This window comes from Streptomyces sp. NPDC057623 (genome assembly GCF_042800355.1).
Taxonomy (GTDB): domain Bacteria; phylum Actinomycetota; class Actinomycetes; order Streptomycetales; family Streptomycetaceae; genus Streptomyces.
In genome coordinates this window covers 46,769-72,739 of the sequence record NZ_JBHVGZ010000015.1, presented here as the reverse complement: position 1 = coordinate 72,739, position 25,971 = coordinate 46,769, and the positions used below count along the sequence as shown (strand labels likewise).

Annotated in this window: 33 protein-coding genes; all 33 read left to right on the top strand. The window is 71.3% G+C overall.

Annotated features, from left to right (window positions below; all coding sequences use genetic code 11):
* Positions 1–79 precede the first annotated feature (79 nt).
* The 33 genes from ACFU95_RS18055 (at position 80) to ACFU95_RS17895 (ending at position 25,960) form a co-directional block, all read left to right on the top strand.
* Entirely contained in the window at positions 80–1,003 is a 924-nt protein-coding gene (locus ACFU95_RS18055; RefSeq protein ID WP_383828280.1) for a hypothetical protein, read from the top strand.
* Positions 1,004–1,020: 17 nt separating this feature from the next.
* Complete coding sequence (locus tag ACFU95_RS18050) at positions 1,021–1,539, top strand: hypothetical protein (protein ID WP_383828278.1); 519 nt, start codon at positions 1,021–1,023, stop codon at positions 1,537–1,539.
* 171 nt (positions 1,540–1,710) lie between these two features.
* Positions 1,711–2,133 carry a hypothetical protein gene (locus ACFU95_RS18045; RefSeq protein WP_383828276.1) on the top strand — a complete coding sequence of 141 codons (423 nt, stop codon included), beginning with the start codon at positions 1,711–1,713 and terminating at the stop codon, positions 2,131–2,133.
* Positions 2,134–2,207: 74 nt separating this feature from the next.
* Complete coding sequence (locus ACFU95_RS18040; RefSeq protein WP_383828470.1) at positions 2,208–2,729, top strand: hypothetical protein; 522 nt, start codon at positions 2,208–2,210, stop codon at positions 2,727–2,729.
* Between the two features lie 79 nt (positions 2,730–2,808).
* Positions 2,809–3,549 (top strand): glycosyltransferase family 2 protein, encoded by a 741-nt coding sequence (locus tag ACFU95_RS18035; RefSeq protein ID WP_383828274.1) that lies wholly within the window; start codon positions 2,809–2,811, stop codon positions 3,547–3,549.
* Positions 3,550–3,592: 43 nt separating this feature from the next.
* Positions 3,593–4,399 carry a DUF317 domain-containing protein gene (locus tag ACFU95_RS18030; RefSeq protein WP_383828272.1) on the top strand — a complete coding sequence of 269 codons (807 nt, stop codon included), beginning with the start codon at positions 3,593–3,595 and terminating at the stop codon, positions 4,397–4,399.
* 52 nt (positions 4,400–4,451) lie between these two features.
* On the top strand, positions 4,452–5,639 hold the full coding sequence (locus tag ACFU95_RS18025; protein WP_383828270.1) for a hypothetical protein: 1,188 nt from the start codon (positions 4,452–4,454) through the stop codon (positions 5,637–5,639).
* A gap of 67 nt (positions 5,640–5,706) precedes the next feature.
* Positions 5,707–6,108, top strand: a complete 402-nt coding sequence (locus ACFU95_RS18020; protein WP_383828268.1) for a hypothetical protein — start codon at positions 5,707–5,709, stop codon at positions 6,106–6,108.
* Positions 6,105–6,407 (top strand): hypothetical protein, encoded by a 303-nt coding sequence (locus tag ACFU95_RS18015; protein WP_383828266.1) that lies wholly within the window; start codon positions 6,105–6,107, stop codon positions 6,405–6,407. The genes ACFU95_RS18020 and ACFU95_RS18015 overlap by 4 nt, the downstream gene beginning before the upstream one ends.
* A 178-nt stretch (positions 6,408–6,585) precedes the next feature.
* Positions 6,586–7,377, top strand: a complete 792-nt coding sequence (locus ACFU95_RS18010; protein WP_383828264.1) for a hypothetical protein — start codon at positions 6,586–6,588, stop codon at positions 7,375–7,377.
* A gap of 183 nt (positions 7,378–7,560) precedes the next feature.
* Entirely contained in the window at positions 7,561–8,817 is a 1,257-nt protein-coding gene (locus ACFU95_RS18005; RefSeq protein ID WP_383828262.1) for an MFS transporter, read from the top strand.
* A gap of 324 nt (positions 8,818–9,141) precedes the next feature.
* Positions 9,142–9,363 carry a hypothetical protein gene (locus tag ACFU95_RS18000; RefSeq protein WP_383828468.1) on the top strand — a complete coding sequence of 74 codons (222 nt, stop codon included), beginning with the start codon at positions 9,142–9,144 and terminating at the stop codon, positions 9,361–9,363.
* A 194-nt stretch (positions 9,364–9,557) separates the two neighbouring features.
* Entirely contained in the window at positions 9,558–10,700 is a 1,143-nt protein-coding gene (locus ACFU95_RS17995) for an AAA family ATPase (protein ID WP_383828466.1), read from the top strand.
* Positions 10,697–12,496 carry a hypothetical protein gene (locus ACFU95_RS17990; RefSeq protein ID WP_383828260.1) on the top strand — a complete coding sequence of 600 codons (1,800 nt, stop codon included), beginning with the start codon at positions 10,697–10,699 and terminating at the stop codon, positions 12,494–12,496. Before ACFU95_RS17995 ends, ACFU95_RS17990 begins: the two co-directional genes overlap by 4 nt.
* Before the next feature lie 120 nt (positions 12,497–12,616).
* Entirely contained in the window at positions 12,617–13,114 is a 498-nt protein-coding gene (locus tag ACFU95_RS17985; protein ID WP_383828258.1) for a hypothetical protein, read from the top strand.
* A gap of 107 nt (positions 13,115–13,221) precedes the next feature.
* On the top strand, positions 13,222–13,638 hold the full coding sequence (locus tag ACFU95_RS17980; protein ID WP_383828256.1) for a hypothetical protein: 417 nt from the start codon (positions 13,222–13,224) through the stop codon (positions 13,636–13,638).
* A complete protein-coding gene (locus ACFU95_RS17975; RefSeq protein WP_383828254.1) occupies positions 13,635–14,408 on the top strand; it encodes a hypothetical protein in 774 nt (257 codons plus the stop codon). The genes ACFU95_RS17980 and ACFU95_RS17975 overlap by 4 nt, the downstream gene beginning before the upstream one ends.
* Complete coding sequence (locus ACFU95_RS17970) at positions 14,405–15,313, top strand: hypothetical protein (RefSeq protein WP_383828252.1); 909 nt, start codon at positions 14,405–14,407, stop codon at positions 15,311–15,313. The genes ACFU95_RS17975 and ACFU95_RS17970 overlap by 4 nt, the downstream gene beginning before the upstream one ends.
* Positions 15,314–15,334: 21 nt before the next feature.
* Entirely contained in the window at positions 15,335–16,039 is a 705-nt protein-coding gene (locus ACFU95_RS17965) for a hypothetical protein (protein WP_383828250.1), read from the top strand.
* A gap of 26 nt (positions 16,040–16,065) precedes the next feature.
* A complete protein-coding gene (locus tag ACFU95_RS17960; protein WP_383828248.1) occupies positions 16,066–16,821 on the top strand; it encodes a hypothetical protein in 756 nt (251 codons plus the stop codon).
* A 27-nt stretch (positions 16,822–16,848) separates the two neighbouring features.
* Entirely contained in the window at positions 16,849–17,244 is a 396-nt protein-coding gene (locus tag ACFU95_RS17955; protein ID WP_383828246.1) for a hypothetical protein, read from the top strand.
* A complete protein-coding gene (locus ACFU95_RS17950) occupies positions 17,241–17,603 on the top strand; it encodes a hypothetical protein (protein ID WP_383828244.1) in 363 nt (120 codons plus the stop codon). Before ACFU95_RS17955 ends, ACFU95_RS17950 begins: the two co-directional genes overlap by 4 nt.
* A 155-nt stretch (positions 17,604–17,758) precedes the next feature.
* Entirely contained in the window at positions 17,759–17,887 is a 129-nt protein-coding gene (locus ACFU95_RS17945; RefSeq protein WP_383828242.1) for a hypothetical protein, read from the top strand.
* A 29-nt stretch (positions 17,888–17,916) separates the two neighbouring features.
* Positions 17,917–18,306, top strand: coding sequence for a hypothetical protein (locus ACFU95_RS17940; protein WP_383828240.1), 390 nt, complete (start codon positions 17,917–17,919; stop codon positions 18,304–18,306).
* The gene (locus tag ACFU95_RS17935) at positions 18,303–19,109 is read left to right on the top strand and encodes a DUF317 domain-containing protein (protein WP_383828238.1); all 807 of its coding nucleotides are present in this window, start codon (positions 18,303–18,305) and stop codon (positions 19,107–19,109) included. The genes ACFU95_RS17940 and ACFU95_RS17935 overlap by 4 nt, the downstream gene beginning before the upstream one ends.
* Positions 19,106–19,927 carry a DUF317 domain-containing protein gene (locus ACFU95_RS17930; RefSeq protein WP_383828236.1) on the top strand — a complete coding sequence of 274 codons (822 nt, stop codon included), beginning with the start codon at positions 19,106–19,108 and terminating at the stop codon, positions 19,925–19,927. The genes ACFU95_RS17935 and ACFU95_RS17930 overlap by 4 nt, the downstream gene beginning before the upstream one ends.
* A gap of 100 nt (positions 19,928–20,027) precedes the next feature.
* The gene (locus tag ACFU95_RS17925) at positions 20,028–20,396 is read left to right on the top strand and encodes a hypothetical protein (protein WP_126272091.1); all 369 of its coding nucleotides are present in this window, start codon (positions 20,028–20,030) and stop codon (positions 20,394–20,396) included.
* A 33-nt stretch (positions 20,397–20,429) separates the two neighbouring features.
* Positions 20,430–20,777 (top strand): hypothetical protein, encoded by a 348-nt coding sequence (locus ACFU95_RS17920; RefSeq protein WP_383828233.1) that lies wholly within the window; start codon positions 20,430–20,432, stop codon positions 20,775–20,777.
* The gene (locus ACFU95_RS17915) at positions 20,774–21,592 is read left to right on the top strand and encodes a DUF317 domain-containing protein (RefSeq protein WP_383828231.1); all 819 of its coding nucleotides are present in this window, start codon (positions 20,774–20,776) and stop codon (positions 21,590–21,592) included. The genes ACFU95_RS17920 and ACFU95_RS17915 overlap by 4 nt, the downstream gene beginning before the upstream one ends.
* 63 nt (positions 21,593–21,655) lie before the next feature.
* Complete coding sequence (locus tag ACFU95_RS17910) at positions 21,656–22,255, top strand: hypothetical protein (protein WP_383828229.1); 600 nt, start codon at positions 21,656–21,658, stop codon at positions 22,253–22,255.
* Positions 22,252–23,022, top strand: coding sequence for a DUF317 domain-containing protein (locus ACFU95_RS17905; protein ID WP_383828227.1), 771 nt, complete (start codon positions 22,252–22,254; stop codon positions 23,020–23,022). Before ACFU95_RS17910 ends, ACFU95_RS17905 begins: the two co-directional genes overlap by 4 nt.
* A gap of 48 nt (positions 23,023–23,070) precedes the next feature.
* Positions 23,071–24,861: a TraM recognition domain-containing protein gene (locus ACFU95_RS17900; protein ID WP_383828225.1), complete on the top strand. Its 1,791-nt coding sequence runs from the start codon at positions 23,071–23,073 to the stop codon at positions 24,859–24,861.
* A gap of 334 nt (positions 24,862–25,195) precedes the next feature.
* Positions 25,196–25,960 carry a hypothetical protein gene (locus ACFU95_RS17895; RefSeq protein ID WP_383828223.1) on the top strand — a complete coding sequence of 255 codons (765 nt, stop codon included), beginning with the start codon at positions 25,196–25,198 and terminating at the stop codon, positions 25,958–25,960.
* Positions 25,961–25,971 lie beyond the last annotated feature (11 nt).

The window sequence follows — 25,971 nt, the reverse complement described above, 5'->3', positions numbered from 1 at the left end:
CGGGGCCGCCACCGCCTGCAGCAGCGACGACGCCCCATCCACGAAGAAGAACGCCACCACTCCTGCCGCGCCGAAGCCGGTGCCCGCGCTCAGTGACGCGCAGGCCCGCGCCGTCATCAGCAACTACTCGAAGATCAACAATGAGGCCAACGCACAGCGCGACCGCACCCTGCTCGACACCGTCGAGGACGGGCCGATGTATGCGATGTCCGTCTCCGACTACACCGAGACCGAGGGCCTGCCCAAAGCCGACCGCAAGCCGTACAAGCCCTGGTCGTACGACACCTCCAGCGCCAAGCTGTACATCCCGCGCTTCACCACCGTCCAGAACCGCTGGTTCGCCGCCGCGCTCTCCGGCGAGAAGGGCAAGGACCCGAGCCGCATCGCCGTCTTCGCCGAGCAGCCGAAGGACAAGCGGTGGGAGCTGGTCTCCGTCGTCGACCTCGACAGCACGACGCTGCCGGACATCGCCCTCGACAAGGACGGCTACGCCACCGCGGTCGCCGCCACCGGCAACAAGCAGCTCGCGGCCGACGCCAACCTGCTGCGCACCGCAGTGATCGACAACTTCGCGACCGGCGGGACGAACACCGGCACCAAGGTCTTCGACCCGACCAAGGCCAGCAAGCAGCAGATCAAGGTCCACGACGAAACCACCCGCAAGTTCGGGAAGCTGGGCACCACCGTCTTCGCCGGCGGCACCAACCGGTTCAAGGACGCCTACGCGCTGAAGACCAGCGACGGCAGCGCGCTGGTGCTGTTCGCCCACACCCACACGCAGACCGACGCCGTCGCGCACTCCGGGCTGCAGATCAACCCCGACAAGGACGACAACGCCTGGCTCCACGGCATCCCGCGCACGTCGGTGACGTACACGTTCGTCTGCTCCGACGCCGCCACCGTGCCCGCGAAGGCCGCCCCGTCCCGCCTGATCGGCTACACGTGCGCCCGCACCGACGCCTCCGGCCCGCCCGTCGGCTCCGAGCCGACGGACCGCGCGTAGCCGACCGGAGGAGTCCCTTGTCCCTGCCACACCCCGACTTCGAGCTGTACGACAACGTCGGCCGCACCACCCAGCAAATCACCGCCCATCGGGACAACCGCCCTACCGCCGACGACCTGCATCGCTGGGCCGCCCACGACGCACGGGAGTTCAGCACCTCGCTCCCAGACGAAGAGGCCGGTCAGAGCATCACCGACTGGACCCGTCAGCTCTACCGGGTACGCACAGCAGCCGAGTTGAACACCGTTGCGCAGGCAGTCCTCGGCGACGGACGCAGTGGCCTCGGCGAGCTGCACACGTTCCTGGAGACCGCGGCCGAATGGTGCGAGCACAACCAGGAACCAGGCATCGCCGCGCGCTACCGCCAGCACGCCGAGGAGCTGTCAGCACTCGGTGACCGACTCGCCTACTTGAGCGAGGACCACCTGGCCAGCATCTACCGGCGCACGAACCGGTCGGCATCCGCGCAACCCCCGCGGGCCGTACCGGCGGCTCCTGTCGCGCCGCCAGCGCCCGCACGCCGATCCGCCCGCTGACCCCGCCCACGACAGGAAGATCCTCTGTCCACTCGTTCTGTCATCGCCCGCCCCACCGGCACCGGATACGCCGGCAGTTACGTCCACTGGGACGGCTACCCCAGCCACCACCTGCCCCTGCTGCTCGCCGCACACCAGCACCGCTTCGCCGGGGACACCGACGCCCTGACCGTGTACCTCATCGACGAGGCGCCGGAGGGCTGGTCCTTCCTCGGCACCGACCTCCTGGACGGCGCACCCGATGCGCTGCGCGAGCACCTGGCCGACGGGCGTAACGAACCCGGCCGACGCTACCCGGCTCACCCGACGTTGCCCCCGTTCACCTGGACCGAGCGAACGGCGTCCCAGCTGAGCTGGGGCTACGTCCTCCACCCGGCGGGCATCGAAGTGATCAGCGCGCCCGGCGCGGCACGCGGCCCGGTCGTCGCGTGGAGCACCGACCCCCGCGCGCGGTTCCGCGACACCGCCAGCCTGTGGGCGCCCGACCGGCCGATCCCGGCCAGCATCCCGCCGAAGACCACCGTGCGCACGGCGACGCCCGGCCCCACGCCGTCGCCCATCGCGGCAGCGCCGACGCGTCCCCGCGCGCACTGACCACCCCAATTCAGGAGACCGACCTGTCCACCCGCTCTGTCATCGCCCGCCCCACCGCCGACGGCTACGCCGGCATGTACGTCCACTTCGACGGCTACCCCGACAGCAAGCTCCCGCTGCTGTTGGCTGCCTACCAGCACCGGTTCGCCGGCGACCTGGAGGCCATGGCCCGCCACTTGATCGACGACGTGGAACACGGCTGGGACGAGCTGGGCACCGACCTCCTCGACGGCGCACCCACCGCCCTGCGCCGCTCCCTGACCGGCGGCGACGAGTACCCGAGCCGTCAGATGACCAACGTGATCAATGCGGACGGCAGCCCCGCCGAGCGTGAGCTGATCACGCAGGACGGCACCGGCGAGCTGGAGTGGGCGTACGTCCTGCACCCGCACGGCATCGAGGTGATCGCCCTGCAGGCGTACGACCGCGGGCCCGTCGTCGCGTGGGACACCGATCCGTGCAGCCAAGTCACGGCGAATCCGAGCGCGTGGCACCCGGGCACCCTGGCTCCGATCGTTGCGCCGCGCACCGCCCCGCGCCTGTCCACGACCGCGTCCGCGCCGACGCCGGCGCCCCGCAAGACCGCCCGCCGCTAGCACGGGCTCCCCGCACCGTCCCCGACCGCCACCCCGCCCGGAGAACCCGCTGTCCCCGCACTCGCGCCCGAAGATCACCGTGGTCATCGCCACCCAGCTCCGCCCGGATCGCCTCGCATTCCTTGCGGCCATGCACGCCAGCCTGTGCCGCCAGAGCGTGCCGTGGGAGGCCGTCGTCGCCCTCGACGGAGCCGACTCCGCCCGGCTGCCCGGCGCCCTCGCCGCCGACCCGCGCGTGCGCATCCTCGCCCTGCCGCGCCCGGTCGGTGCGGCCTGCGCCCGGAACTTCGCGCTCACCGAAGTTCGCACCGAGTACCTGAACTGGGCCGATGACGATGACGAGTTCACTGACTGGGCCATGGCGCTGCGGCTGCGCACCCTGGAGGAAACCGGGGTGGGCTGGTGCGCCGGATACAGCCAGGACCTCCACCCTGACGGGGCCACGACCCTATGGCGGCCCCCGACTCCGCCGGGCCGGCACGAGGCCGGGGACGTGTGGCGGTATTGGAAGGACCCCGCTGACACCATCCCGCTCGGCCCGACCACCATCCTCGCCCGTACCGACCTGGTGCGTGCGGCTCCCATGGGCGGGCTCGTCCAGGGCGAGGACTACTGCACGCTAGCGGTCACCTGCCTCGCCCCGGGCATCGTGCTGCCCGTGCCGGTCTACCGGTACCGCAAGCACGCCGGGCAGATGACAGCGCAGGACTCATACGACCACCTGGAGGCGAGGGCGCGGGCCTTCGCCCACCGGTTTGGTGTCAGCCTGCGCGCCGCGTCCTCGCCGCTACGCGAAGCCGCTTCCGCCGCGCGTAGTTGAGACGGCCCTCGCCCCGCCCCACTCCTACCCACCAAAGGCACCTATGCCCGACACCCCCGCTCAGGACCACGCCCCGCAGAAGGTCCTCATCTCTCCCCGCTACCTGGCCGCCAGCCTGCCCACCACCCACCACGACTTCCTGGACGTCTTCGCCGAAGAGACAGGGTGGAGTGCGCAGAGGGACAACTCGTCATTGACCGTGACCAGTCCCTGCCGGCGCGTCACCATCCGCCACGACCAGACGGCCGTGGGCCGAGGCCCCCACCTGGTGGTCTCGGCCCGTAGCGAGGAGGACGCGTCCGAGCGATGGCGCACGAGCGTCAGCGGCGCCGTGCCGGTCGAGTTCGTCTCCACGCTCCTCGGCACCCTGGCCGCCGAACTGGAAGCCGACCCGGATCACGTCGTCTACGGAATCGGCGCCGAGCCCGGCCAGTTCGAGCTGCTGGTCGACATCGACGCCTGGAACCACTTCGAGGCTTCCGGACTCTCCGGGTTCATCTCCCGCGACGGGCAGGCAGCCGTGATCGGTCGGCCGCCGGACTCATCGGCGCCGCCCATCCACGGCGACGCCTCCATCGCCTGGCACGTGGCCGCCTCCCCGGACGACCTCGGTCACCTGTGGGACATCTCGTTCACGCAGAAGGCGCCCGACTTTCTCATGCATGCGACCGTCGCCAAGACCCTCGATCCCCGGCCCATCCTGCGCTCCACGTCGTTCCCGTTCCCCAAGGCCGTCGTGCCCCTGGTGACCATCACGCACGTTCCGTCGGCTCGGCCTCCCGCGGCGCGGCCGTCACCCGCCGGCCCGGCGCGCAGCCCCGAGCCCAAGCGCGCCCCGAAGACCCGCTGAGCCCCGTCCGCCTGGACGACGTCGCCTGCGGGCTTGACCCACCAGGACCTTGATGCCCACCCCCTCCACCGAGATCGCCCTCAGCACCAGCCGGACGCTCGGCCTCGTCGCCATCGCCTCCGGTGAAAACTACGAACAGGCCAACCAGGCCCTCGAAGCTGCCGGGTTCAGCCGCCTGTCCAACGGCGCGTACACCGCCTCGCTCGCCGACGCGGAGGCCGCCCGGCACACCGCGAGCGCTCTGGTGCACCGCGCCCACGAACGCGGCGCCACCCTCGTCACCAGCTCTCGGCCCTACCTCGGCGACGTCGGCATCGAGATCGCCGCCCGGCTGCCCGGCACCTGGAGCGCCGAGCTGGAGATCTACGCCCACCCGCTGTGGCAGGAAGACCTCTGGTACGGGCTCTGGGAAGCCGGCGAGATCCACCAAGCCCTCGAAGACCACCGCATCCCGTTCGCGTCCGTACTGAAGAACGGCACCGGCACCGAGCTACTGCTGATCGAACGTCCCGGCCACCGCAGCGGCTACCTCCTCGGCGCGCTCACCGACCACGAGAAGGAAGACGTCCGTGAAGATCCGGCCACGCCGGGCAGCATGGTGCTGCCCGCCGATCCCGGCCTCGCCGCACATGCCGTCACCCATACGTTCCTGCCCGCCTACCGTCGCGCCCTGCACCACCGGGACCTGAACACCGTCCTGTCGGCGCTGGAACGTATCCGGGAAGAACACCAGACCCTGAAGGCAATCAAGGACTCCGGCCGGTACAGCGACGCAGTGCCGCTCGGCGACTCCCGCCTGATCGCCGGAATGGAACGGGACTTCGCCGACCACGCCTGGCTGGAGTTCCGTCACGTGCTCGAACATGCGCCGCTTCTCCTCTCGCGCTGCCGTCCCGCCGCCACCGCCTGGCCCGACGACGGTGCAGCACTGACCCGGCTGCGCGAGGCACTCGCCCACAGCCAGGACACCTGGGACGAGTGGCGCGACCTGAGCCACGAGCTGCACATGGTCCAGCGCAGGACGCTGCCAGCCCACGAGTGGAGCCAGGTCCGCGGGCAGATGGGCCTCGCCGTCCTGCCGGCCATCGAGACCTGGCTCGCCGACAGCGAGGCGTTCGAGCGCCAGGTCCGCGCGGCCGTACCGGGCGGACCGGCGGCTCTGTCCGCGCCCAGCCCACGGCTGCTCACCGCCCGCACCGTTCCGCCGCCTGCGCCCCGCGCCGCGGCAGCGCACCGCTGACCGCTCCAGAAAGGAATCCTCTCTGTCCGACCACTTCCGGTTCGGCGCCCACCCCGACCACGGATTCGTGGCCGCCGCCACCGCCAACATCCCCGCACACCTGGCCAACTGGTACCTCGTGCGCGAGCAGTTCGAGCCCGTACCCGACACCCCGGGCCTGTACCGGCTCACCAACCCCGAGCAGGATGGGATCCGCCGCACCCGCCAGGCCGTTCACGACCTTCGACGCCACGGCTACGAAGTCCACGCCGACTACAGCCTCGACCCCGGCCGCAGCGCCTCCCCGCCCCGGCCGGCCGTACGCAACGGGCTGATGGAGCGCCGCAACCGCATCGCGCAGGCAGCCGCCACCCGCTCCCCGCAGCAACGCGGCGCCCCGACCACCGCGCTCCCCGAGTTTCTGCCCCAGCCCGGCGCCGTACCGGTGGGCGGGCAGGCTCAGGCAGCCGGGAAGGGACGGAGCCGATGAGCGACGAGCCGATCCGCATCACCCGCGGCCAGGGCGGCGAAGTCGACGTCGAGGGCCCGGTCGACGGCTTCGCCGCGAGCGTCCTCCAGCGCGCCGGATTCGACACCTACCCCACCTTGCGCGGCGTCTGGATCCGCCTGCCGTTCGACCTGGGCCGCACCTGGGAGAACGAACACGCCACCTGGGCCGCGGAGATGCTCGCCGCCGCCCGCTACAGCGTCGACTCGACCCCGATCTGCGCGCCGTCCCGCCCGCCGCGTCCGCGCCATCGGCGCCACGCCGCACGAAGACCGCCATGACCGCACAGTCCGCACCCGCCGGCACCCCGCGGCGGCAACGGCGCTGACCGCCGATTCGACACGAAGGCCCTCCGCCCTGACTTCCTCCGCCGCCATCTCCCTCCACCTCAGCTCCGGCAACACGATCGTCGCGCTCCCCAGCGGAAATCGGCATCAATGGGCCACGACCGCACTGGAGTTGGCTGGGTTCACCCGCAAGCACCAGGACGACGCCCACAGGCTGTCCCTCGATGACCACGCCAGCGCACGCGAGGCGCTCAACCGGCTACACCAGACCGCTCAGGACTGCCAGACCAAGGTCATCACCAGCGAGCGGCCCTACTTCGGCGACATCGCACACGCCGTCGCCGAAGCCCTGCCCGGCCAGTGGGAGGTGAGCATCGAGCACTATCCAGACGGCGCCATCCCCGCCGATGTCCTCGACTGGGTGTGGGAGGCCGGCCCCGCGCTGTCCACGCAGCCCGCGTACCGCACCCCTGGCGCGGCATTTCTCCGCGACGGCGGAGGAACCGAACTCCTTCTCGTTGAACGTCCCCGGGACGGGCGGTACTTGATCGGCGCCCTTATGCCGTCGCCGGACCATCTGCACGTGGTCGGCGCCGGGCCACGCACGGTAAGTGCCGCCACCGCCCGCGAGGCAGCCGCCGACGTGCGCTCCCGTCTGCTGCCCGAGTTCGAGCAGCTGATGCATCTGTCCCGGCTCCGCGAAGTGCAGCAGGACCTCGACTGGGTGCGGGGCGCCGAGCCCGGCACCGTGGACGCCGTGGAGCTGGACGCCGCGCTGGACCGGTTCCTCACTCGCGCGCCCTACCTGCTCGCTGCCACCCGTCGGGCCGACATCAAGCCCCTGGACGCCAGCGAGACGGCCGTCCTCATCCGCTTCGAGGCCCTCCTCGCTCGAGCCCCGGCCGATACCGACACCCGAAGCGGGTCCGAGGCGGACGGCATGGACGAGGCCCTGGCGCTGTGACTCGAAGCCGGCGAAGACCTGCTCGACGTGGTCCGCACCGCCACCGTCAGGCCCGCCGGGGAGCCCGCCCGTCCGGCCATCACCGCCGCCACGCCGCCGAAGCCCCCGGCAGCGGTCGCCGCCGGACGCACCCGCTAGCCCTCCCTGTCGCCCCAGCCAGAAGCCCACGGAAAGCACCCCGCGTTGAACTCCGACACCCGTTGCCCGCCGGACCGCACTGCCTCCCGGCCGCTGCTCGCCGAGCGGCATGTTGCCCGGCTGCTGCTGGGCACCCTGATCGGTCGCCTGCCCAACGGCATGGTGCCCGTCGCGATCCTTCTCCTGATCGTCGAGCAAGGCGGATCCCTCGCGGCCGGCGGGCTGCTGTGCGCGCTGTACGGGCTGGCCAGCGGCGTCGGGCAGCCGGTGCTGGGGCGGATGGTCGACCGACGCGGCCAGACCCGTGTCACGACGGCCGCCGTCCTGGTCACCACGGCCTGCCTCCTGCTGCTGTCGTACGCAGACGCCCTCGCCCAGCCGGGGCTCGCGGCGGGGCTGGTCGTCCTCGCGGGGCTGAGCACGCCTCCGTTGGAGGCGAACCTGCGTGCCCTGTGGGGCGCCGTACTGAAGGACCCGGAGCGGCGCCGCGCCGCGCTCGCGCTCGACACCGGCGCCCAGGGGCTGATCTACGTCGCCGGACCGCCGCTGGTCGCCGCTCTGTCCGCCCTTCAGGGGCCCGGCGCCGCGATGACGGTCACCGCGGTACTCGGGCTGCTCGGGGCGGGCGCGGTACTCAGCGCCGCACCGTCCAGGCAGTGGCAGCCCGAGGGCACGCACGCGGGCGGGTTCCTCGGCCCCCTGCAGCACGGCGGGCTGCGGCTGCTGTTCCTCGCCGTCTCCGGGGTCGGCTTCTCCCTGGGCGCGATGAACGTGTGGGCGGTGTCCATGGCCGACCGGCACGGCATGGCCCTGCTGTCCGGGGTAATCCCCGCAGCGCTGTCCGTCGGCAGCCTCCTCGGCGGCATCTTGTACGGCCGACTTCGCCGACCTGGCCAGCTCGGCACTCAACTCCGCACCGCAGCCTTGCTGTTCACCCTCGCCTGGGTGCCGCTCGCCGCTCACCCCGGCCCGATCGCCGCGACCGCGCCCACGGCACTGCCGGGCCTCTTCCTCACCGCACTGATCACCAGCGCGTTCCTCACGGTAGATGCACTCGCGCCCGCCGGCACCCGCACCGAGGCGTACGCCTGGCTGATCGCCGCGGTCGGCACCGGTCAGGCCGCAGGCACCGCCCTGGCAGGCGCACTCTCCGCGCACCCCTCCACCGCCGCGCTCCCGGCCGTCGGCGCTCTGTCCTGCCTGGTGGTGTTGCTCGGCGCCCGCCGCAGCTTCTCCGTTCCCAGTGCCGCACGCCGCCGGGGTCGGCATCGCCGCAGGCCGGCCCACGCCGCGCGCCGATAAGCCCCAACCATCTGTCGGCGCGCCCCACGCATATCCGGCCGTAACCCCTGAACTGCCCGTCACCGCAAGGAGATCACCCAGAACATGGCCGTTGTTGGTACACCCGGCTTTCAGAACGTGCGGAAAGGCGAGTCAGGTAGCTGCGGGGCGGTGAGGCCCGCCCTGGAGCATGTCGGCAGTCATTGCCCATGGTTCGTGGTCCAGCCACGCACCGTTGATGTGCTGGAAGCTCCGGGCCCGCCTCGCCTTCGCCCAACACCCCACTGCTTTCCCGCCACCACCGATAGGAGATCCGCCTTGCCCGAAGCACCAGCAGAGCCGTTCATGACGATCCGGCACAACATCACCGGCGAGATCACCACCACCGGCTACAACGCCGCAGCCCGGCGGATCCTGCTCCAGGCCGGCTTCGAAGAGACGCCAGGCTGCGCCTGCCAAGCGACGGAACCCGGTACGGAGCGGACGCACGGGCCTGCTCGGCAGCCAGCGAGCTGCTCGTCGCCGGCCATCCCCTGCACCTGGACCGAGCCCTCGGTCGGCCGGTGAGCGCCGACGGTACGCCCCGGTTGGCCCGGTCGCCGATGTCGGCACAGTCCGTGATCCGCTCCGAGAGCGGCCAGCCTCTCCAAGACATCGCCAACCCCGCCCGCACCCGCACCTGTTGAAGGACCCTCGTCTTGACCACACCCGGACCGCCTACCAGTCCAGCGCGCACCAAGGGCGGCGAACTACGGGCCAAGGTGGCCCGACTACTAGCCGACCGGCCGTCGGACTCGCTCACCATCGGGGACATGGCCAGGCAGCTGGGCCACTCCCACGGCGCCGTCCGCAACGCCGCCCTCACCCTGGTGCGACGCGGCGAGGCCGACCAAGGCGGAACCGGACAACCGGAGTTCCGCGCGAACGCGAAAACCGCCGCAGCCGCGCAGACCGCTGTGATCAGCCCACCGGGCACCCACTCTCCCCGCGCCCAGACGACCACGGCCCGCACGACCACTCCCGCAGCAGCCACGCCCAGGCAGACCGGCCCGATCCGCCGCGCGGGGGGCCAGCTCTACCACCCCCGGGAGCTGGCCGATCTGCCCGACGTCGAGGCGTTGAATCGCCTGCGCGACGCCGACGTGCCGGTGCTGCTCTACGGCCCTCCGGGCACCGGCAAGACGAGTCTGGTCGAGGCGGCGTTCCCGGACCTGCTCACCGTCGCCGGTGACGGCGACACCACGGTCGGCGACTTGATCGGCGAGTACACGCAGGACGACGCGGGAGGCTACGTCTTCCAGTACGGTCCGCTGGTCACCGCGATGACCGAGGGCCGCGCCCTGCTGATCGACGATGCCACCTTGATCTCACCGAAGGTCCTGGCGGCGCTGTATCCCGCGATGGACGGGCGCAGGCAGATCCAGGTCAAGGCCCACAAGGGCGAGACCATCAAGGCCGAGCCGGGCTTCTACGTGGTGGCGGGCCACAATCCCGGCGTCCACGGGGCGGTGTTGACGGAGGCGCTCGCGAGCCGGTTCAGCGTGCAGATCCAGATCGGCACGGACTATGACCTCGCCCTGGCCTTGAGGATCGATGCCCGGGTGGTCCGGGTCGCCCGACACCTCGCCCACCAGGTCGAACTCGGCGAGCTGGGCTGGGCCCCGCAACTGCGGGAACTGCTCAGCTACCAGAAGACCGAGGCCGTCCTCGGCACCAAAGCCGCGCTCGCGAACCTCGTCGGCATCGCTCCTGTGGAGGATCGCGACACCGTCGCCGCCGCCGTCATCAAGGCAGTCGGCGTCAAGAAGATCGCGCCCCTCACCCTCGGCAAGCAGCTCCCCGCCTCAGCCGCCCGGCAGCCCCCGGGCAGCACCGTCTCCGCACACCGGGGCCGCTCGCGATGAGCGCCCACCACCACGTCCAGTCCCCCGCCACCACGCCGGACGACGACGCCGACCTCGCGCGATGGGACGACGACGGCGCCCCACCCGCGCAACCCCGTTCCTCCCCGGACGCGTGGCTGCGCGTGGGAGCCGAACTCGGCGACCGGCTGGTCGCCCTCTCCGGCCGCCAGGACCTCCTCGTCACCTGCCGCCCCGGCACGCGCAGCGGCGCACCGGCCGCGTTCTTCCCCACTCTGGGCGAGGTCGAGTTCGACGCCGGCCTGTTCGCCCCGCTCCAGCCCCACGAGATCCATCCGCGGATCGTGGGCGACGAGGACCGGTATCCCGCCGCCTGGGGAGTGTTCGTCCACGAGGCCGCGCACGCGGCCCACTCCGTCTGGACACAGCCTGCCGGAGCAAACCCCCGTGTCGTCGAGGCCGCGCTCCTGCTGGAGGAGAGCCGTGTCGAAGGCGCACACCTGATCACGCGGCCCACGGACCGCACGTACCTGCGCACCAGTGCCCGAACCCTGGTCATGCCCGACATCGCCCACCCCACCCTCCAGGGCATCGAGCACGCCGCCGCCGTGGCGGCCCTGATCCTCGGCCGCCGTGACGTCGGCATCCTGGACGCCGGCGAGACCCGGGCCGTCGCCGATCTGTGCGAAAAGGTGCTGGGCGCAAACCTGCTGGCCACACTCACCCGCATCTGGACCGCAGCCCACCAGTGCGCCGACCACGACGCCACGACCATGCTCGCGCACGCTCAAAAATGGTGCGACGCTCTGGACACCGCGGCCCCCGCCCTGCCCGTGCCGGAGAACCTCACCGATCTGCTGTCCGGCGCCGTGGGGGTCGTCATGGACAGCACGGCAGCCACCGACGCCGCCGACCTCGCGGCACAGGCCGCAGCGACCAACGCCATGGCCGCGCAGTCCAAGGCGCAGGCTCAGGACCGCGCCCAGCGGGCCGGCCAGCGACGCAAAGCCGCCGCCACCGCCAAGTCGGTCTTCAACGCCCGTGGCACCACCGTCAACCCCGACGGCACACCGGCGCCCTACGGCAACCCGGTCACCGGCACCCGCAGGCCCACCGCCGCCGAGCAGAGTGCCGCCGCGCGCCTGAGCCGCGCCCTGCGTGCCGCCGCTTACCGCGAGCGGACCGAGGAGCGGACCACCAGCCCCACCCCGCCCGGCCGCCTCAACATGCGCGCGGCCCTCGCCCGCGACGCCCAGCGCGCGGCCGGGTCGGTCCCCACCGCGGAACCGTTCACCCACACCCGCCGCCGGAACACCCCCACCCCACCGCTGCGTGTGGGTATCGCCGTCGATGTCTCCGGCTCCATGCGTGCCGCCTGCGCGCCCGTCGCGTCCGCTGCCTGGATCGTGGCACGCGCAGCAGCCCTGACCGACCCCGACTCCCTTACCGCCACCATCGCCTATGACAGGCACCTGACCGCATTGACCCGACCCACCCACCGAGCACCAGAGCGCGTGACGACGTTCGATGCCAACGGCGGCCACCACAACCTCGGCGACGCCATCGACGCACTCGACCACGGCCTCGAACTCAGCCGCCCCGGCGCCGGCCGCCTCCTCGTGATCGTCACCGACGCCCGGTACGGCAGCGACGAAACCGCTCAAGCCGTCACCCGCGTCAAGCAGCTCACGACCGCCGGCTGCGCCGTACTCCAGCTCACCCTCACCGCGAAGTCCCACCACTTGCCGGGGACCACCTTGCTGCACCTGCCCCAGCCCTCCAGCGCTCCCGTCGCCATCGCCACGGCGGCCACAGACGCCATCCGCAGGACACGCTGAGACGACGCAGAAGGCGGAAGCGTCCCCGAGACCACCGCCAAGCACTCCAGACCACCTCCGCAGGCCAGCCCCGGCCTTAACCCCTGAACCGCCCGCCACGGCAAGGAGATCACCCAGAACATGGCTGTCCGTACGACCTGGAAAATTGTCCACAGCTGTGGACACGAAGTGACGCATAACCTGTCCGACCGACCTGCCGACCGGCGCGCCGGATTCGCCCGCTGGCTCGAAGGCCGCGACTGCACCGACTGCTGGAAGGCCGCCCGCGACGCCGACACGGAATCGAAGGAGGCGTGGCTCGCCGCCAAGCGTGCCGAGGAGCAGCAGGCCGCCCGCGAGTGGGCCGAGCAGTTCGACATGCCGCCGCTCGAAGGGCCCGAGAAGGCCCTCGACTGGGGCGAGCGCTCCCGCCACCAGCTCGTCACCGCCGCGTACAGCGCGCTGGTGAGTGAAGGCACCTGGGACGAGGCCGACTGGGCCGTCCTGGAAGACAAGATCCGCACCGTCGCCCGCGCTGGATGGTGGATCGATCAGAGGGACGCTGAGGGCTCTGACCTGCCCGAACTCCTGGACGCCGCCGCCTCGGACGACATCGGGACGGAGAACCCGTTCCGGTAGGACGCGGGGCTGTATACCCGACGATCCCCGGTTACCGAAACCGGGGATCGTCCGGATCCTTGTTCCTCCCACCGCCTCCCCGCGTCCCTCGTGGAAGGAACCCAGCCGTGCCCGCATCCCGCCATCCGCATGCCCCCGGTGACATCGTCACCCCCGACCGGGACATCACCCACGCCCACTTCCGGCCCGGTGACCAGGTCGTCATCCTCAAGGGCGCCTCCGGCAGCGAACTGTGGGGCGACGCCTACAAGGTCGTCACCCCGTCGTGGCACACCCCGACCGACGAGGACGGCTGGCGCCTGTACGACCCGGCCGGCGGCGAGCGCACGTACATCACCGCGCACCCGCGCTACCTGGTCCACCTCTCCAGCCGCTGCCCGGACTGCCTCATCTACCAGCAGGCGCTGCGCACTTACCTCATCCCGCGCCTGGCCGACGCCCACGAGGACGTCGACTGCGGCTGGTACTCCGTCACCCGCCTCAACCAGGTGGTGCACGTCGCCGACGCCCGGGGCGGCCAGTGACACAGGCACTCGGCTCGGAGCGCGCCGCAGCCCTGACGGGTGCGGCTTCAGCAGCCATCGAGGCGATCACCGGGAGCGAGTGGCCGACGCTGCTCGCCGAGGCCCTGCGCGAGATGGACGCGACGTGGCAGGAGTCGGCCGAAGTGTGCGCCGACGTCGCCTGGCAGGCCCGCGCCGCCGGCAACAGCGCGCTGGTCGTGCTCACCTCCGAGCACGTCACCGACGCCGGCCCGGACCCGGTGATCTGGCGGACGTACCGGCACCTCTACCTCAGCACGCTGCGCTACGACTTCCGCTGCCGCGACATCGAGTCACTCATGAACAAGGTGCCGGTGAGCGTGCTGAACGAGGACCCGTACAGCGAAGCCCTGTACGGCTTCGCACGGTTGGGGCAGTCCCGCTCCGACGGCCTCGCCGTCCTGCACCGGGTCCTCGTGGCCGCACCCGGCCACCCCAAGACCCTGCACGTCCTGCTGCACGGCGTGTGGCTGGGCACCTTCCTTCCCGGCCGAGCACCCATGCTGCTCGCCCTGGTGGGGCTGCTCCCCGAGGGCGGGCTGAACGATCCGATCGCGCTGTTCCGCATGGCCTCGGCCCGGCGGAGTCTGGGCCAGTACCCCGAGGCCCTCACCGCCATCGACCACGCCCTGGAGCTGCTGCCGCCCGGCGAACTGGCAGTCCACGCCGACCTGGTACGTGAACGCGCCCTGATCACCACGGCGCACGACCTAGCCCTCCTCATCCCCAACCGCCCGGATCCCACCCCATGATCATCCGTATTGGACCGCGCGACCTCAGCGCCGGCGAGGCGCTCGCCGAAGCCCTCGGCCGCCCGGTCAGCGACCGCGAGGGCCTGGCCGACCACACGGTGGTCGCCCACTGGAACAACCTCGATGTATACACCCCCCTCGACGAAGGGCAGACCTGGACGACCGCCGAGTTCGCCGAGCACTTGGACGACCCCAACTGGCGCCACCCCGTCCCAGTCAGTCCGCACGGCGACCGCCGCGCCATCTGGCACGCGGACGTGCGGCTGCACCCGGACGACCGGGACCTGACCCGCCCCGAGTGGACTGAGATCGCCCACCGGATCGCCCGCACCGCCGGCATCCAACACCCCGGCGACGACCACGGCTGCCGCTGGATCGCCGTGCAGGCGCAGCCCGGCCGCCTCGATCTGATCGCCAACCTCATCCGCCCCGACGACACCTGGACCACACAGCCGCACCGGCTGCACGCGCTCCTGTCCGCCGAGAGCCGACGCATCGAGGCAGAGCTGGATCTCATCTCGCCCCGGACCGGCCCCGATCCGCAGCAAGCCGTCCAGCAGGCCCGGTTCGCGGGGCGCACCCGGCAGGCCGGCTCCGCCGAGACGGCGTCTCAACTCGCCGCCCTGCTGCGGCAGCTCGCCGACGAGCGCACCGGGCCACTGGCCACTGTGCGCGGACTCATCGAGCACGCGGCCCACCGGCTTGAGGGCTTGCCGGATGTCTACGGCCCGGACAGCGCCCACCAGTTGGAGATGGTCGCTCGCCGCCTGTACGGCATCCAGCAGAGTCTCGAGTCCATGGCCGCCGCACTGCCGGCCCCCTCGCCGCCGAACCCTGGATGGCCAACCCGGCAGCCCACACCGGCCATCTCGACCGGCCCGACCGGCACCCGGCTTGCCCGCTGACCCCTCTGAAAGATCACCTTCTTGGCCCTTGCCGATCGCTTCCTGACCGTGAGGCGCGATGTGCACTCCGGGGAAGTCCTCGCCCGCGGCGGGGACCCCGAAGCCCACAGCATCCTTGAGCGCAGCGGCTTCGTCCCCGTCGTCCGCCTCCACGAGACCTATCACCGCCTGCCCGTCGGCCTCGACGAAGCCGAGGAGAACCGTCTCGCCACCCGCGCCGTAGCTCGTCTGCGTGCCGTGAAGTACGGCGTCGACACCGACGACGCCTTCGACACCGAGATGCGCGAGCCGCGCTACCTTCCGCTCGGCTCCTCCGTCGCACACCTGGCCGAGCGGATCCGCGACGCCACCACCAGCGACGAGGTCGCCGACGCCCTGACCGAACTCACGGCCTCCCACGACGGCGTGCTCATCGCCCTCGGCGAGGTGCTCGCGGCCACCGCCGCCTTCTATCAAGACCTCGGCCAACCGCCAGATCCGCACACCGCGAAGCGGCTGCAGTACCTCGCCGAGCACCGGCTCGCCGTCCTGTGGTCCGACCTCGCGCACATGCGCAACGACCTCGCCGACCGACACCAGGACCACCCCCGGCGCCGCGCGTGCACCGCCGAGGCCGGACCGGACGAGCGCGAAGCCTCCGCCGTCTGCGCCTGCCCGCCGCCCCCGCCGCGCCTGACCACCACTCCCGTCGCCGCTCCTGCCGCACCGGCACACCCGCGGCGCTGATCGCACCCTTCCCTCCCGAGGAGCCCATGCACGACCCCACCCCCGACACCAGCCTCGGCTCGTTCGCTGCCGTCCTCGCGGGCGAACTGCCGGGCGCCTGGACCAGCGCGTACCACCGGGACCGTGGCGGCCTCAACACCCACCACGTCCTCACCGACGCGGTCTGGGACATGAACGAGGTCGCCGAAGCACTGGCCAAGCACCCCGTGGACCACTGCGCCGTGCTGCAACGGCACGACGGAACACGCCTGTTCGTCACGGAACAGCCCGGAAACGCCGAGGGATACCTCATCGCCGCACTGGCCCCCGACGACGTACCGGCTGAGGCATTCCGTGGCGTACGCGAGCCCGACGGAATCGCGGTCGACGCCGACCCGTTCAGCGCGGCCGAGAACATCACCTTCGACCTCCTTCCCCGCTACTACGTCGCGGCTCACCAGGTGTTCAAGAACGCCGAGCACCTCACGCGGGAATCGTCCGCTGAAGAACGCCTGGTCATGACCTGGTCGGACGGTGCACTCGTGGTCGACAAGCCCGACCGCGCCGACATCGCCCGGGTCCTGACTGACCACGGCTTCGTCCTCGACACAGCGCGAGCCGTCCTTGTCCTGCCGGGCGACGACACCGCCCGCCAGGCTGCCTCCGTACGAGCCACCGGAGAACGGCTGTCCGCGCTGGGCATCGACACCGTGCTGCGCCATCCCCAGACGCGGCCCGCCCTGGACACCACCCCCGTCGCGCCGCCCGCCACCTCGTCCGCGCCGTCCGCGCGACGGCGATAGCCCCGACCCGCACAGGAGAAACCGCACGTGGGATCCCGTGCCGATGACGAAGGCACCGACGTCACGATCTACCGCAAGCCCCTCACCGACACGGTGCACGCCGACACCCCGACCGGCGCGCCCGAGCAGCTGCTCGCCCTCCTCGACCAGCTCGGCTTCGAGCGCCGGACCCTGCCCACCCCCGGGCCCGTCTACGTCTGGCACGAAGCACCCGCCCACCTCGACGAGGACGCGAAGAAGCAGCTCGCCACCCATGCGGTGCCCTGGCTGCACAAGGCCGGATATGTGGTCCGCATCGACGATGACGTCTGGGACGCCGCCGCCTACACCGACGCCGCAACGGCCGTGCGCGACCACGGCGCCCCGGCCCCGCCGCTCGCCGTGCCCGCCATGGGGCGTCCGGCAGGGACACGCCGCCGGTGAGCCTCGCCGATGACTACGACGTCGACGTCACCTTCTACCACCGCGACGGAACGATCTACGCCGACACCCGCGCCGGCGCCGGTGAGCCCCTCCTGGCGCTGCTCGACGCCCTCGGCCTCGACCGGTACCAGGCCGAGGGTGACGTCTGGCATCAGATCCCGGACGAGATGGACGAGATCGCCATGAAGGCCCGGGCCGACCAGGCCGCGCCGCTGCTGGCCCGTGCCGGATACCGGGTCGACATCGACGCGGGCCTCTTCGGCGGCACTGCCTATCGCGCAGCACTCGCCGAACAGGCAGCACGCCGACCAGCACCGCCACCCACACCACCCGCCGCGCAAGCACGCCGTACGCGCTGACCGACCGCCCCTCGCCGGCCCCGGTCTACCGGGGCCGGCCCCACCCTCGCCAGGAGCCCGCCGTCACTCACAAGCCCGACCGCACACCCCCGCCCATCACCGCCGACCGCAAGCCCCGCCTGGTCACCGCCCTGTTCCGCCGCTACCTGCGCGCCGTGAGCGTCGGCAGCTGGGAGCGCAACATCCCGTTGGCGGGCGGACGCCCCGAGGCGGCCCTCAACGAAGCCCGCCGCCGCGACGCCGCCCTCCTCGTGGAGAGCTACCGCATCCGTCACCACAACTAGCAGCCCCGAACGGCCTGTTCAGGAGGCCCATGCCCGACTCGAATCTCCCCTCCATACAGCTGGCCAACGCCATCACCGCCCAGATTGGCCAGCTCCGCCGTCACCTCGCCCTGGCGCCGCCGGGCGAGGCAGCCCAGATCCTCGCCAACGTCCTGGACTACGACACCGGGCTCCTCGGTGAGGTCACCGAACTCGTCTCCGCCGGCTCGCGTTTCGCGAAGGTCCACTCCGAGCGCGGCATCCTGCCGCCCGAGGTCTGGCTAGCGCTGGGCCGCGCCGCCAACGAACTCGACAGCGTGGGCGTCGACCTCACTGAGCACACCGGCGCCATCAAGCAGGTCGCCGCGCCCGCCCTCAGCTCCAGCGGGCCCACCGCCGCGCCGGTCGCATCGGCGATGGTCGTCAGGCGGCGCAGGTGAAGAAGAACAAGCAGTGGTCCGGCTGGGGCCCCACCGGTCAGCAGGCCCAGCAGCACTACCTCGTCGAACCCCGGCACCTCGCCGGCGGCGGAGACCTGCGCTTCGTCACCGAGTACCTGCGCGCCTCGGGCTGGAAGGACAAGTCCAAGACCGGCGGTCCCGTCGTGTTCGACAGCCCCGACAAGTCCGTGCGCATCGGGTACGACCCATTCACCCAGCCCGGCGGCTGGACGATCAGCGGGAAGCAGACCAGGACGGAGGGGGCGTGGCACGCCACTCTCGGCCGGCAGGTCCCCGTCGAGATCGTGGCCGGAATGACCGACGCGTTGACCCGGCCGCGCTCCGCACACGCCCCCAACGTGTGGGCGCCGCTTGAGGCACAGGGATGGGAAACCGAGCGCGGACAGCACTTCACCGCCCGCAGTCCGGACGGCGACGCCGTCGTCCGCTTCCACCAGTCCGCCCCCGGACAGGCGCACTGGTGGGCCGGCGCCCGCAACGAGCACGGGACGGTATGGGAGGCGACGTTCACGCCGACCACGCCGATGCAGTTGGTGCAGGCGTTCAGCACCGCGCTCGCCGACCCGCAGCCGGTGATGCGGCCCCTCGGCCACGTCCCGCCCTCGCAGAGAATCCGCACCACCTCGGTGTCCGTGCTGCCCTCGCAACTCAGCGCATGGCAGCAGGCCCGGATCACCGCGGCCCGCGCCGCCACCTGGGCCAGCAACACCTTCGCCAGCAACCGGGCACGTCCTCAAGGTCCCGGGGCCCGCCCGTATGCCAAGGCCGGGCGGATGCGGTGAACCACGAGCGCTTCTACTCCAAGGTCAACGGCCCCACCCTGCACCGCGTCAACGCCGTCCGCTGGCTAGACGAGGTAACCCCGCGCCATCTGGCCGGCGGGGGCGACCCCCGACATGTGACCGAGTACCTGCTCGCGTCCGGCTGGAGCAACCACTCGGTCCCGGGCTATCCGCATGTCCTGCTGGAAAGCCCCGACCGACGGTTGCACCTCACGCTGGAACCCGAAGAGGACGAGTTCATGTCCTCCTGGCGCGTCCGCCCGGCCCAGGGCCACGCGTGGTCGGCCCAGTTCGGCATCCACACCCCGGTGGAGATCATCGCGGGCTTCACCGACGCGCTGAACAGCACGGGGCCACGGCCCGAAGAGGCCGAACTGTGGCGCCTCGCGGCCAGCCGCGGGTGGACCATGCAACTGGCCGGCAGGGAGCGTGCCGCCCGGTCCCCGGACGAGACCGCCTACCTGTCCCGCAAGTCCTCGCTCGCCGAAACACCCATCCATCGCTGGGCAGTTCAGGTCTCCGTACCGCTCACCGAGAAGCGGCACCGGTGGATCTGGAATGCCTCCATCGACGAAGCCGCCCCGCCCGCAGCCCTCACCGGGTTCATCAACGCGCTCACCGATCCCGCCCCGCTGCTCCGCTGGGAGGGGCAGGAACCGCGGCACGCCTTCGGCTTCCTCGACTCACGCCGCAGCCCCGTCACACCGGAACAACACCGCCTGCAGCATCTGCGGCGTCTCGAAACCGTTCAGCGCACCGGCACCGCCTCGCCCGCGCCGCCACCGCCCGGACCAGGTCGCCACAAGAGACACCGCTGACTCCGGCGCTTGTACGCCCCGTCCGTACGCCCAAGCCGGAGCACGCGTCCGCCGCCGACCGTCTCGCCTCAGCCCGCCGCCCCATCGAAAGTGCATCACCTTGACGCAGTCCCAAGACCTCACGCCCGGTGGCATTGAGCCCCTCACCGCCGAACTCCTGCGCCTCTGCCGTCAGCTCGACAGAGCCGAACGCCCCGAGGATCTCGCCAACATCCTCACTCCGATCGTCGACCGGAGTCACGGTGCACTCCACCTCATCGCCCAGATCTTCGACGTGATCGCAACCACCTGTGCCGACTTCGCTCTCCAAGACCCCTACGCCAACGATCTGCAGGACCTCTGCTGCGACGCATACAGCGAGCTGGCCACCCACAGAGATCGCTTCAACGGACTCGACGAACAGTTCCGCACCTTCTCCCCGGACGTCACACGCATACCCAGGGGACAGCGCCCAGTCCGGCCATGGTGAGCGCGGCCCCGTCACTTCCATCCAAGGAGAACATTGCCCACCCCCTCCGCCCCCAGCGCCGACGACGTCGCGCAGGCGACCGCCACACTGGCCCAACTCCAGAACTACCTGCACACCAATCCGTCCGCAGCCGACGTGCTGCCGCTGCTCGCCGTCCTCCTCGACGAGGACACCGGCGTCCCCATCCTGCTCGGCGACATCCTTCGCAACGCCGCACGCCTCATCGCCCAGGAGGCGAAGGCGGACAGCGACGAGATCCATCTGATCGTCGCCGGGCTTCGGGAAGCCGCCCAGGAGGCCACCGACCTGCACGTCCTGCACTGGGACGTACAGCGCCTGAACGGTTACGCGCCTGAGCCCGCCGATCCCTCGGCGCCGTGACACGTCCCTATATCGCCAGCGCAGCCGACGATCCCTGGTCGCGCATCTGGTGCGACACCACGCCCCGCCACCTCGCCGGAGCCGGTGACCCGCGCCACGTCACCCAGGCCCTGCGGGCCGGCGGGTGGAAGAACTTCGGCGACCCCGACTTCCCCCACGTTGTACTGGGCAGCCCCGACTACCAGCACACGCTCGTCCTGGAGCCGACCCCGGACGCGTACGGCTCCTGGTGGCGGGTCTCGTCGCAGCTCTGGTCCGCGTCCTTCGGCGGCAACACACCCGTGGAAATCATCGCCGGATTCACCGACGCGCTCCTACGCTCCCCGCCCGCGGCAGAGCCGGATATCTGGCCGACGCTGCAGGCAGCGGGCTGGACGTACGAGCGCGACGAACGAGGCAACGAGTACGCCCACCATCCGGACGGCATCACCACCATGGAGCGGTCGGCGACGCTGACCAGCGACTACTTCAGCTGGAAGGCCGAGGTCGCCCTGCCCACCGGCCTCGGCGGCCACCACCGGCTATGGCACGCGTACTTCGACGACCGCACCCCACGCCACCTGCTCGCCGGATTCGCCACCGCCCTCGTCGACCCCGCGCCCGTCTCCCGCGGCCACTACGACATCCCGCACTCCCACCTCGTCGCACAGGTGGAACGCGGCGCCCAGGGGGAGCAGCTCGCCGCCGCCCACGAAGCGCGGTTGAAGGCCAGCAGGTCCGCCGCCCGCCAGGCCCGCCGAAGCGCCGCACCCACTATCCGGCCGTCGACAGGCCCCACCTCCGAGGCGGCCACGGCCGCGGCCCGCAACCGCTGACCGTGCGGAGCGGCTCCGCCCGCTCCGCCCCCTCCATCACAACTGCCCGCCCAAAGGCCCTCTTTGACCATCTCACTCGAACCCGGCAGCCCGTCCCACCGGCTCTATCTGAGCCAGCTCGCCGTCTATCTACGGCACAGCCGGCAGATCCTCGCCGCCTGGGACCGCTACTCCGACCGGCACTCCGACCCCGAGACGTTCCAGCCCCACGATGAGGATGCCTATGGTCGGCGTCAGCAGAAACGCGACGCCGACACCCTGTCCGCGTTCGGCCGGGTGTACTACCACGCCGACGAACTCGTGGACGTCGCTCAGCGGCAGCTCGCCCTCCTGTCGCCTTCCGACCGGACCCGCCGCTACGCATGGCAGGTCCGAGAACTTCGGGATGCCACGCAACGCCTCTACGCGGTCCACGACGAGTGGAGTGCGGTACGCGCCGCGCTGCCCGCGAGCGCGCGGCCCGGTACGAAGGCGTACGAGGAACCGCTCGCCGAGTGCTACGCGGAAGCCTGGTCCTACCTCGACCAGTGGGCCATCCACGGCCAGGCACTCTTCGCCGTCAACGCGCTGGCGCAGAGGCACTCGCCGGCATCCGCGCGGACCCTGTCGACGGCGGCGCCCGTACACACGGCCACCGCCACACCGTCCATGGGCCGGCGGTGACGGGCGCGAGCGAGGCCGTCGAGCAGGCGTTCATCTCCCCGCGCTACCTCGCGGGCATCGGCGATCCCGGCTGGATCACCCAGCCCCTGCACCGGGTCTCCGGTTGGAGCTACGGACATGACCCGCTCATCCCTCGCGTCCTGCTCACCAGCCCGGACCAGCTCACGCAACTGCGTCTGGCCCCCGGCGATCCGGATGATCCGGACTGGTGGACCATCCGACAGGCGCGAACCGCGGATCATCCCGCCTGGGCGGCCACCTTCCAGGCCCGCACCCCCGTCGAGATCATCGCCGCCTTCACCGACGCGCTCACCGACCCATCCGGTGCGCCCACCGCTTCGCCCGAGCCCTTCACGACGTTGCAGGACGCGGGATGGGAACCGCCCCGGCACTTCGGCGGGCTCGCAGCCCCCGACGGCATCACGCGCATCGAGCGGCTCGGCAACCCCGGCAGCGCCCTGTGGCACATCGAGACGGCCGTCATCCGAGACCCGACGATCTGGCGAGCCGTGTTCACCGGCACCACGCCCCTGCACCTGATCGCCGCCGTGACACGGGCGCTCGCCGACCCCGCGCCCATCATGCGCGACCCTCGCCGCATCCCGGGCTGGGCCCGCGACCGCATGACCGTGCACACCCGCCACGTCCCCGCGAGTGACGTCGCGTTCGCCCTGGAGCGACGCATCAGCGCCCTCACCGAGCGGCACCACCACGTGGCCAACGTTTCCCCCGCGCCGCCCGGACCGGCGCGAGGCCGCACGCGCTGACCAGTCCGTCGCGACCGGCCCCCTCCTTCCCCGTACTTGGAACAGCCCTTGCCCCAGCCCAACTCCACGTCCACCGACGGCTACGACATAGCGTTCAAGGTCCTCCTCGGCGCCATCGCCGTCGCCGTGCCCCTGTCCAACCTCGCCTGGCTCGGTGGCAATCTCACCGCCTGGACCACCACCTCCAACACCGCCTCCTACCAGCCGGTTCAGGCCCTGCTGCACCCCGACCAGCTGTGGCCCAACCTGAGCGAAACGTCCCTCCTGATCGGCACACGCATCCTTCCCGGCGCCGTACTCGTCGCGCTCGGCATCACCGCCGCGGTGCTCTACCAGCGGTACCGAGGCGGCGGCAGCGGGCGTAAGAAGCGCGTCGCCGGCATGGCCAAGCAGAAGGACATCGAGCCGCTGATGGCGAAGGCCATCACCGACAAGGCGCGCTCGCTGCGCCCGAGTCTGAAGGACGCCAAGCACATCGACGCGGCCGACACCGGCATCCTCCTCGGCAATCTCCAGGGCACCAAGCATGAGGTGCGCATGGGGTACGAGGACGTCGCCGTCGCGATCATGGCGCCCCGCTCCGGTAAGACGACCAGCTTGGCGATCCCCTCGATCCTCAATGCGCCCGGCCCGGTCCTGCTCACCTCGAACAAGGCCGCCGGCGATGCCTACACCGCGACCCTTGGCGCGCGGGCCGCCGTCGGCCGGACCTGGTCGATGGACCCGCAGCAGATCGCCCACGCGGAGCGGGCCATGTGGTGGAACCCTTTGGCCGATGCCAAGACCCTCGACGGCGCAGGGCGGCTGGCCGGGCACTTCCTCGCCGCGAGCGTGGACGCGTCTCAGCAGGGCGACTTCTGGTCGAAGGCCGGCAGCAACATCCTGAGTCAGCTGTTCCTGGCCGCTGCGCTCGACGAGCGGCCGATCACTGACGTGATGGCCTGGCTCGCTTTCCCCGCCGACCGTACCCCGCTCGACATCCTGCGCGATCACAAGTTCGCCGCGGTCGCCGCCCAGCTCAAGGGCACCGTAGAAGGGCCGCCGGAAACCCGCGACGGCATCTACGAGACAGCCCGCCAGTACGCCGCCGCCCTGCTGAACTCGGAGATCGCCGCCTGGGTGACACCCCAAAAGGACGTGCCCGAGTTCCGGCCCTCCGCGTTCGTCACCTCGACGGACACGCTCTACCTGCTGTCGAAGGACGGCGGAGGCGGAGCCTCGGCCCTCATCGCCGCGTGCGCGGACAGCGTGATGCGCTCTGCGACAGCCCAGGCCGAACGGGCCGGCGGGCGCCTGGACCCGCCGATGCTCGCGATCCTCGACGAGGCCGCCAACGTCTGCAAGATCTCGGACTTGCCCGACCTGTACTCCCACCTGGGCTCGCGCGGCATCATCCCGATCACCATTCTGCAGAGCTACCGGCAGGGCCAGAAAGTGTGGGGCGACGCCGGCATGGACGCCATGTGGTCCGCCTCCACCATCAAGGTCATCGGCTCAGGTATCGACGACCCCGACTTCGCCGACAAGCTCTCCCGCCTGATCGGCGACCACGACGTCGAGACGACCTCCACCTCGACCTCGGAGTCCGGCAAGTCCACCTCCGTGTCCATGCGACAGGAACGCATCCTGGCAGCCGACGCCATCCGCGCGCTGCCCAAGGGCACCGCGCTCGCGTTCGCCACCGGCATGCGCGCGGCCATGCTCGATCTTCGCCCCTGGTATCTCGAGCCCGGCGCCGACGCACTCTCCGCCGCCTCCGCACGCGCCTCCAAGGGCATCACCGCCCGCGCCGTCGCCAAGGCCGCCCCCAAGCAGTCCGACTTCGGCCCCGCCGCGTAAGACAGTCGCCCTCCTTCTCACCCTCCCTCTGCTCACCGTGCGACAGCCCACCTGGACCCCCTATGCCACTGATCCACGAAGTTCCCGACGACTGGAACCCCGACCATCGCTGCTGCCTCGAATGCGGCAACAGTGACCCCGACGTCACCCTGCGGGCCATCACCCACCGCGCGACCAACCAGCAGGCACTCGCCTGCACCAGACACATCGCAGACGTTGCCGCGGTCCTCGAATCCTTCGTATCGGCCTCGCAGATCCCGTCCGAGCAAGTATCGAAGCCCGGCGCCATGCCGGCGCCATCCTCCGTCCCCGCTCCTTCTCACCGGTCTCGCGCATGACCGAATCCCCCACCGAAGCCCTGCTGTTCGAGGTCGCGTCACCGCCGACGCCCGTTGAGCGGCTGCTCCAGCTGGCCGACCAGTACACCCAGCACAACGACGCGCTCGACCTCCTCCTGCATGCCGCAGGCGCACCGCTGCCGGATGCCTACGCCAACTCCGCGCACCGCCTGGCCTCCGCCACTAGGGCCGCCATCAAGGCCATCCAAGGCGAACGCCTATATGAGAGTGAGGAGTTGACCGAGGCGATCACGCGGTTGAAGCAGCTCGTCGTCCTCGCCGACGCCTCGATCGACCTGACCACCCGCGCCGCCCGCGAACTGACCGCGCTGGCGCCGGAAGCCGCCGTCACCAGCGCCGTGACGCTGGCCTCCGAGTCCAGGCGTCGGCGCTGGGCCACTGCACCAACACCCGACGGTCAGCTCAATTCCGCGCACCGCACCGCTCTGGCCGAGATTGCCTACGGACACGTAACGGCCAGCAGCTCCCTGGGGCGCGAGTTCACCCGCTCCCGCGAACCCAAGGTGCTCATGAGCACCCTGCGCACCCTGGAGTCGAAAGGACTGGCTGAGAGAACGACGGGCACGGCACGCGCCGCCTACGTCGGCGGCCCGCCCCTGGACCGCGTACGCCTCACCCCGGCCGGCATCACCGCCCTCGCCTCCGTGATTGACGCGCCTCATGCCGGGTCGCGCACCGCGCCCGGCACCACACCCCGCCCGCTGCCCGCCACCGCGCAGGCCACCACCCGAAGCCGCTGAACCACACAGGA

Coding starts and splice junctions, on each gene's coding strand:
- ACFU95_RS18015 (WP_383828266.1), top strand. CDS start 6,105: ATGAGCGACGAGCCGATCCGCATCACCCGCGGCCAGGGCGGCGAAGTC.
- ACFU95_RS18040 (WP_383828470.1), top strand. CDS start 2,208: ATGTACGTCCACTTCGACGGCTACCCCGACAGCAAGCTCCCGCTGCTG.
- ACFU95_RS18030 (WP_383828272.1), top strand. CDS start 3,593: ATGCCCGACACCCCCGCTCAGGACCACGCCCCGCAGAAGGTCCTCATC.
- ACFU95_RS17960 (WP_383828248.1), top strand. CDS start 16,066: ATGCACGACCCCACCCCCGACACCAGCCTCGGCTCGTTCGCTGCCGTC.
- ACFU95_RS17990 (WP_383828260.1), top strand. CDS start 10,697: ATGAGCGCCCACCACCACGTCCAGTCCCCCGCCACCACGCCGGACGAC.
- ACFU95_RS17895 (WP_383828223.1), top strand. CDS start 25,196: ATGACCGAATCCCCCACCGAAGCCCTGCTGTTCGAGGTCGCGTCACCG.
- ACFU95_RS17985 (WP_383828258.1), top strand. CDS start 12,617: ATGGCTGTCCGTACGACCTGGAAAATTGTCCACAGCTGTGGACACGAA.
- ACFU95_RS17940 (WP_383828240.1), top strand. CDS start 17,917: ATGCCCGACTCGAATCTCCCCTCCATACAGCTGGCCAACGCCATCACC.
- ACFU95_RS17970 (WP_383828252.1), top strand. CDS start 14,405: ATGATCATCCGTATTGGACCGCGCGACCTCAGCGCCGGCGAGGCGCTC.
- ACFU95_RS18000 (WP_383828468.1), top strand. CDS start 9,142: ATGACGATCCGGCACAACATCACCGGCGAGATCACCACCACCGGCTAC.
- ACFU95_RS18025 (WP_383828270.1), top strand. CDS start 4,452: ATGCCCACCCCCTCCACCGAGATCGCCCTCAGCACCAGCCGGACGCTC.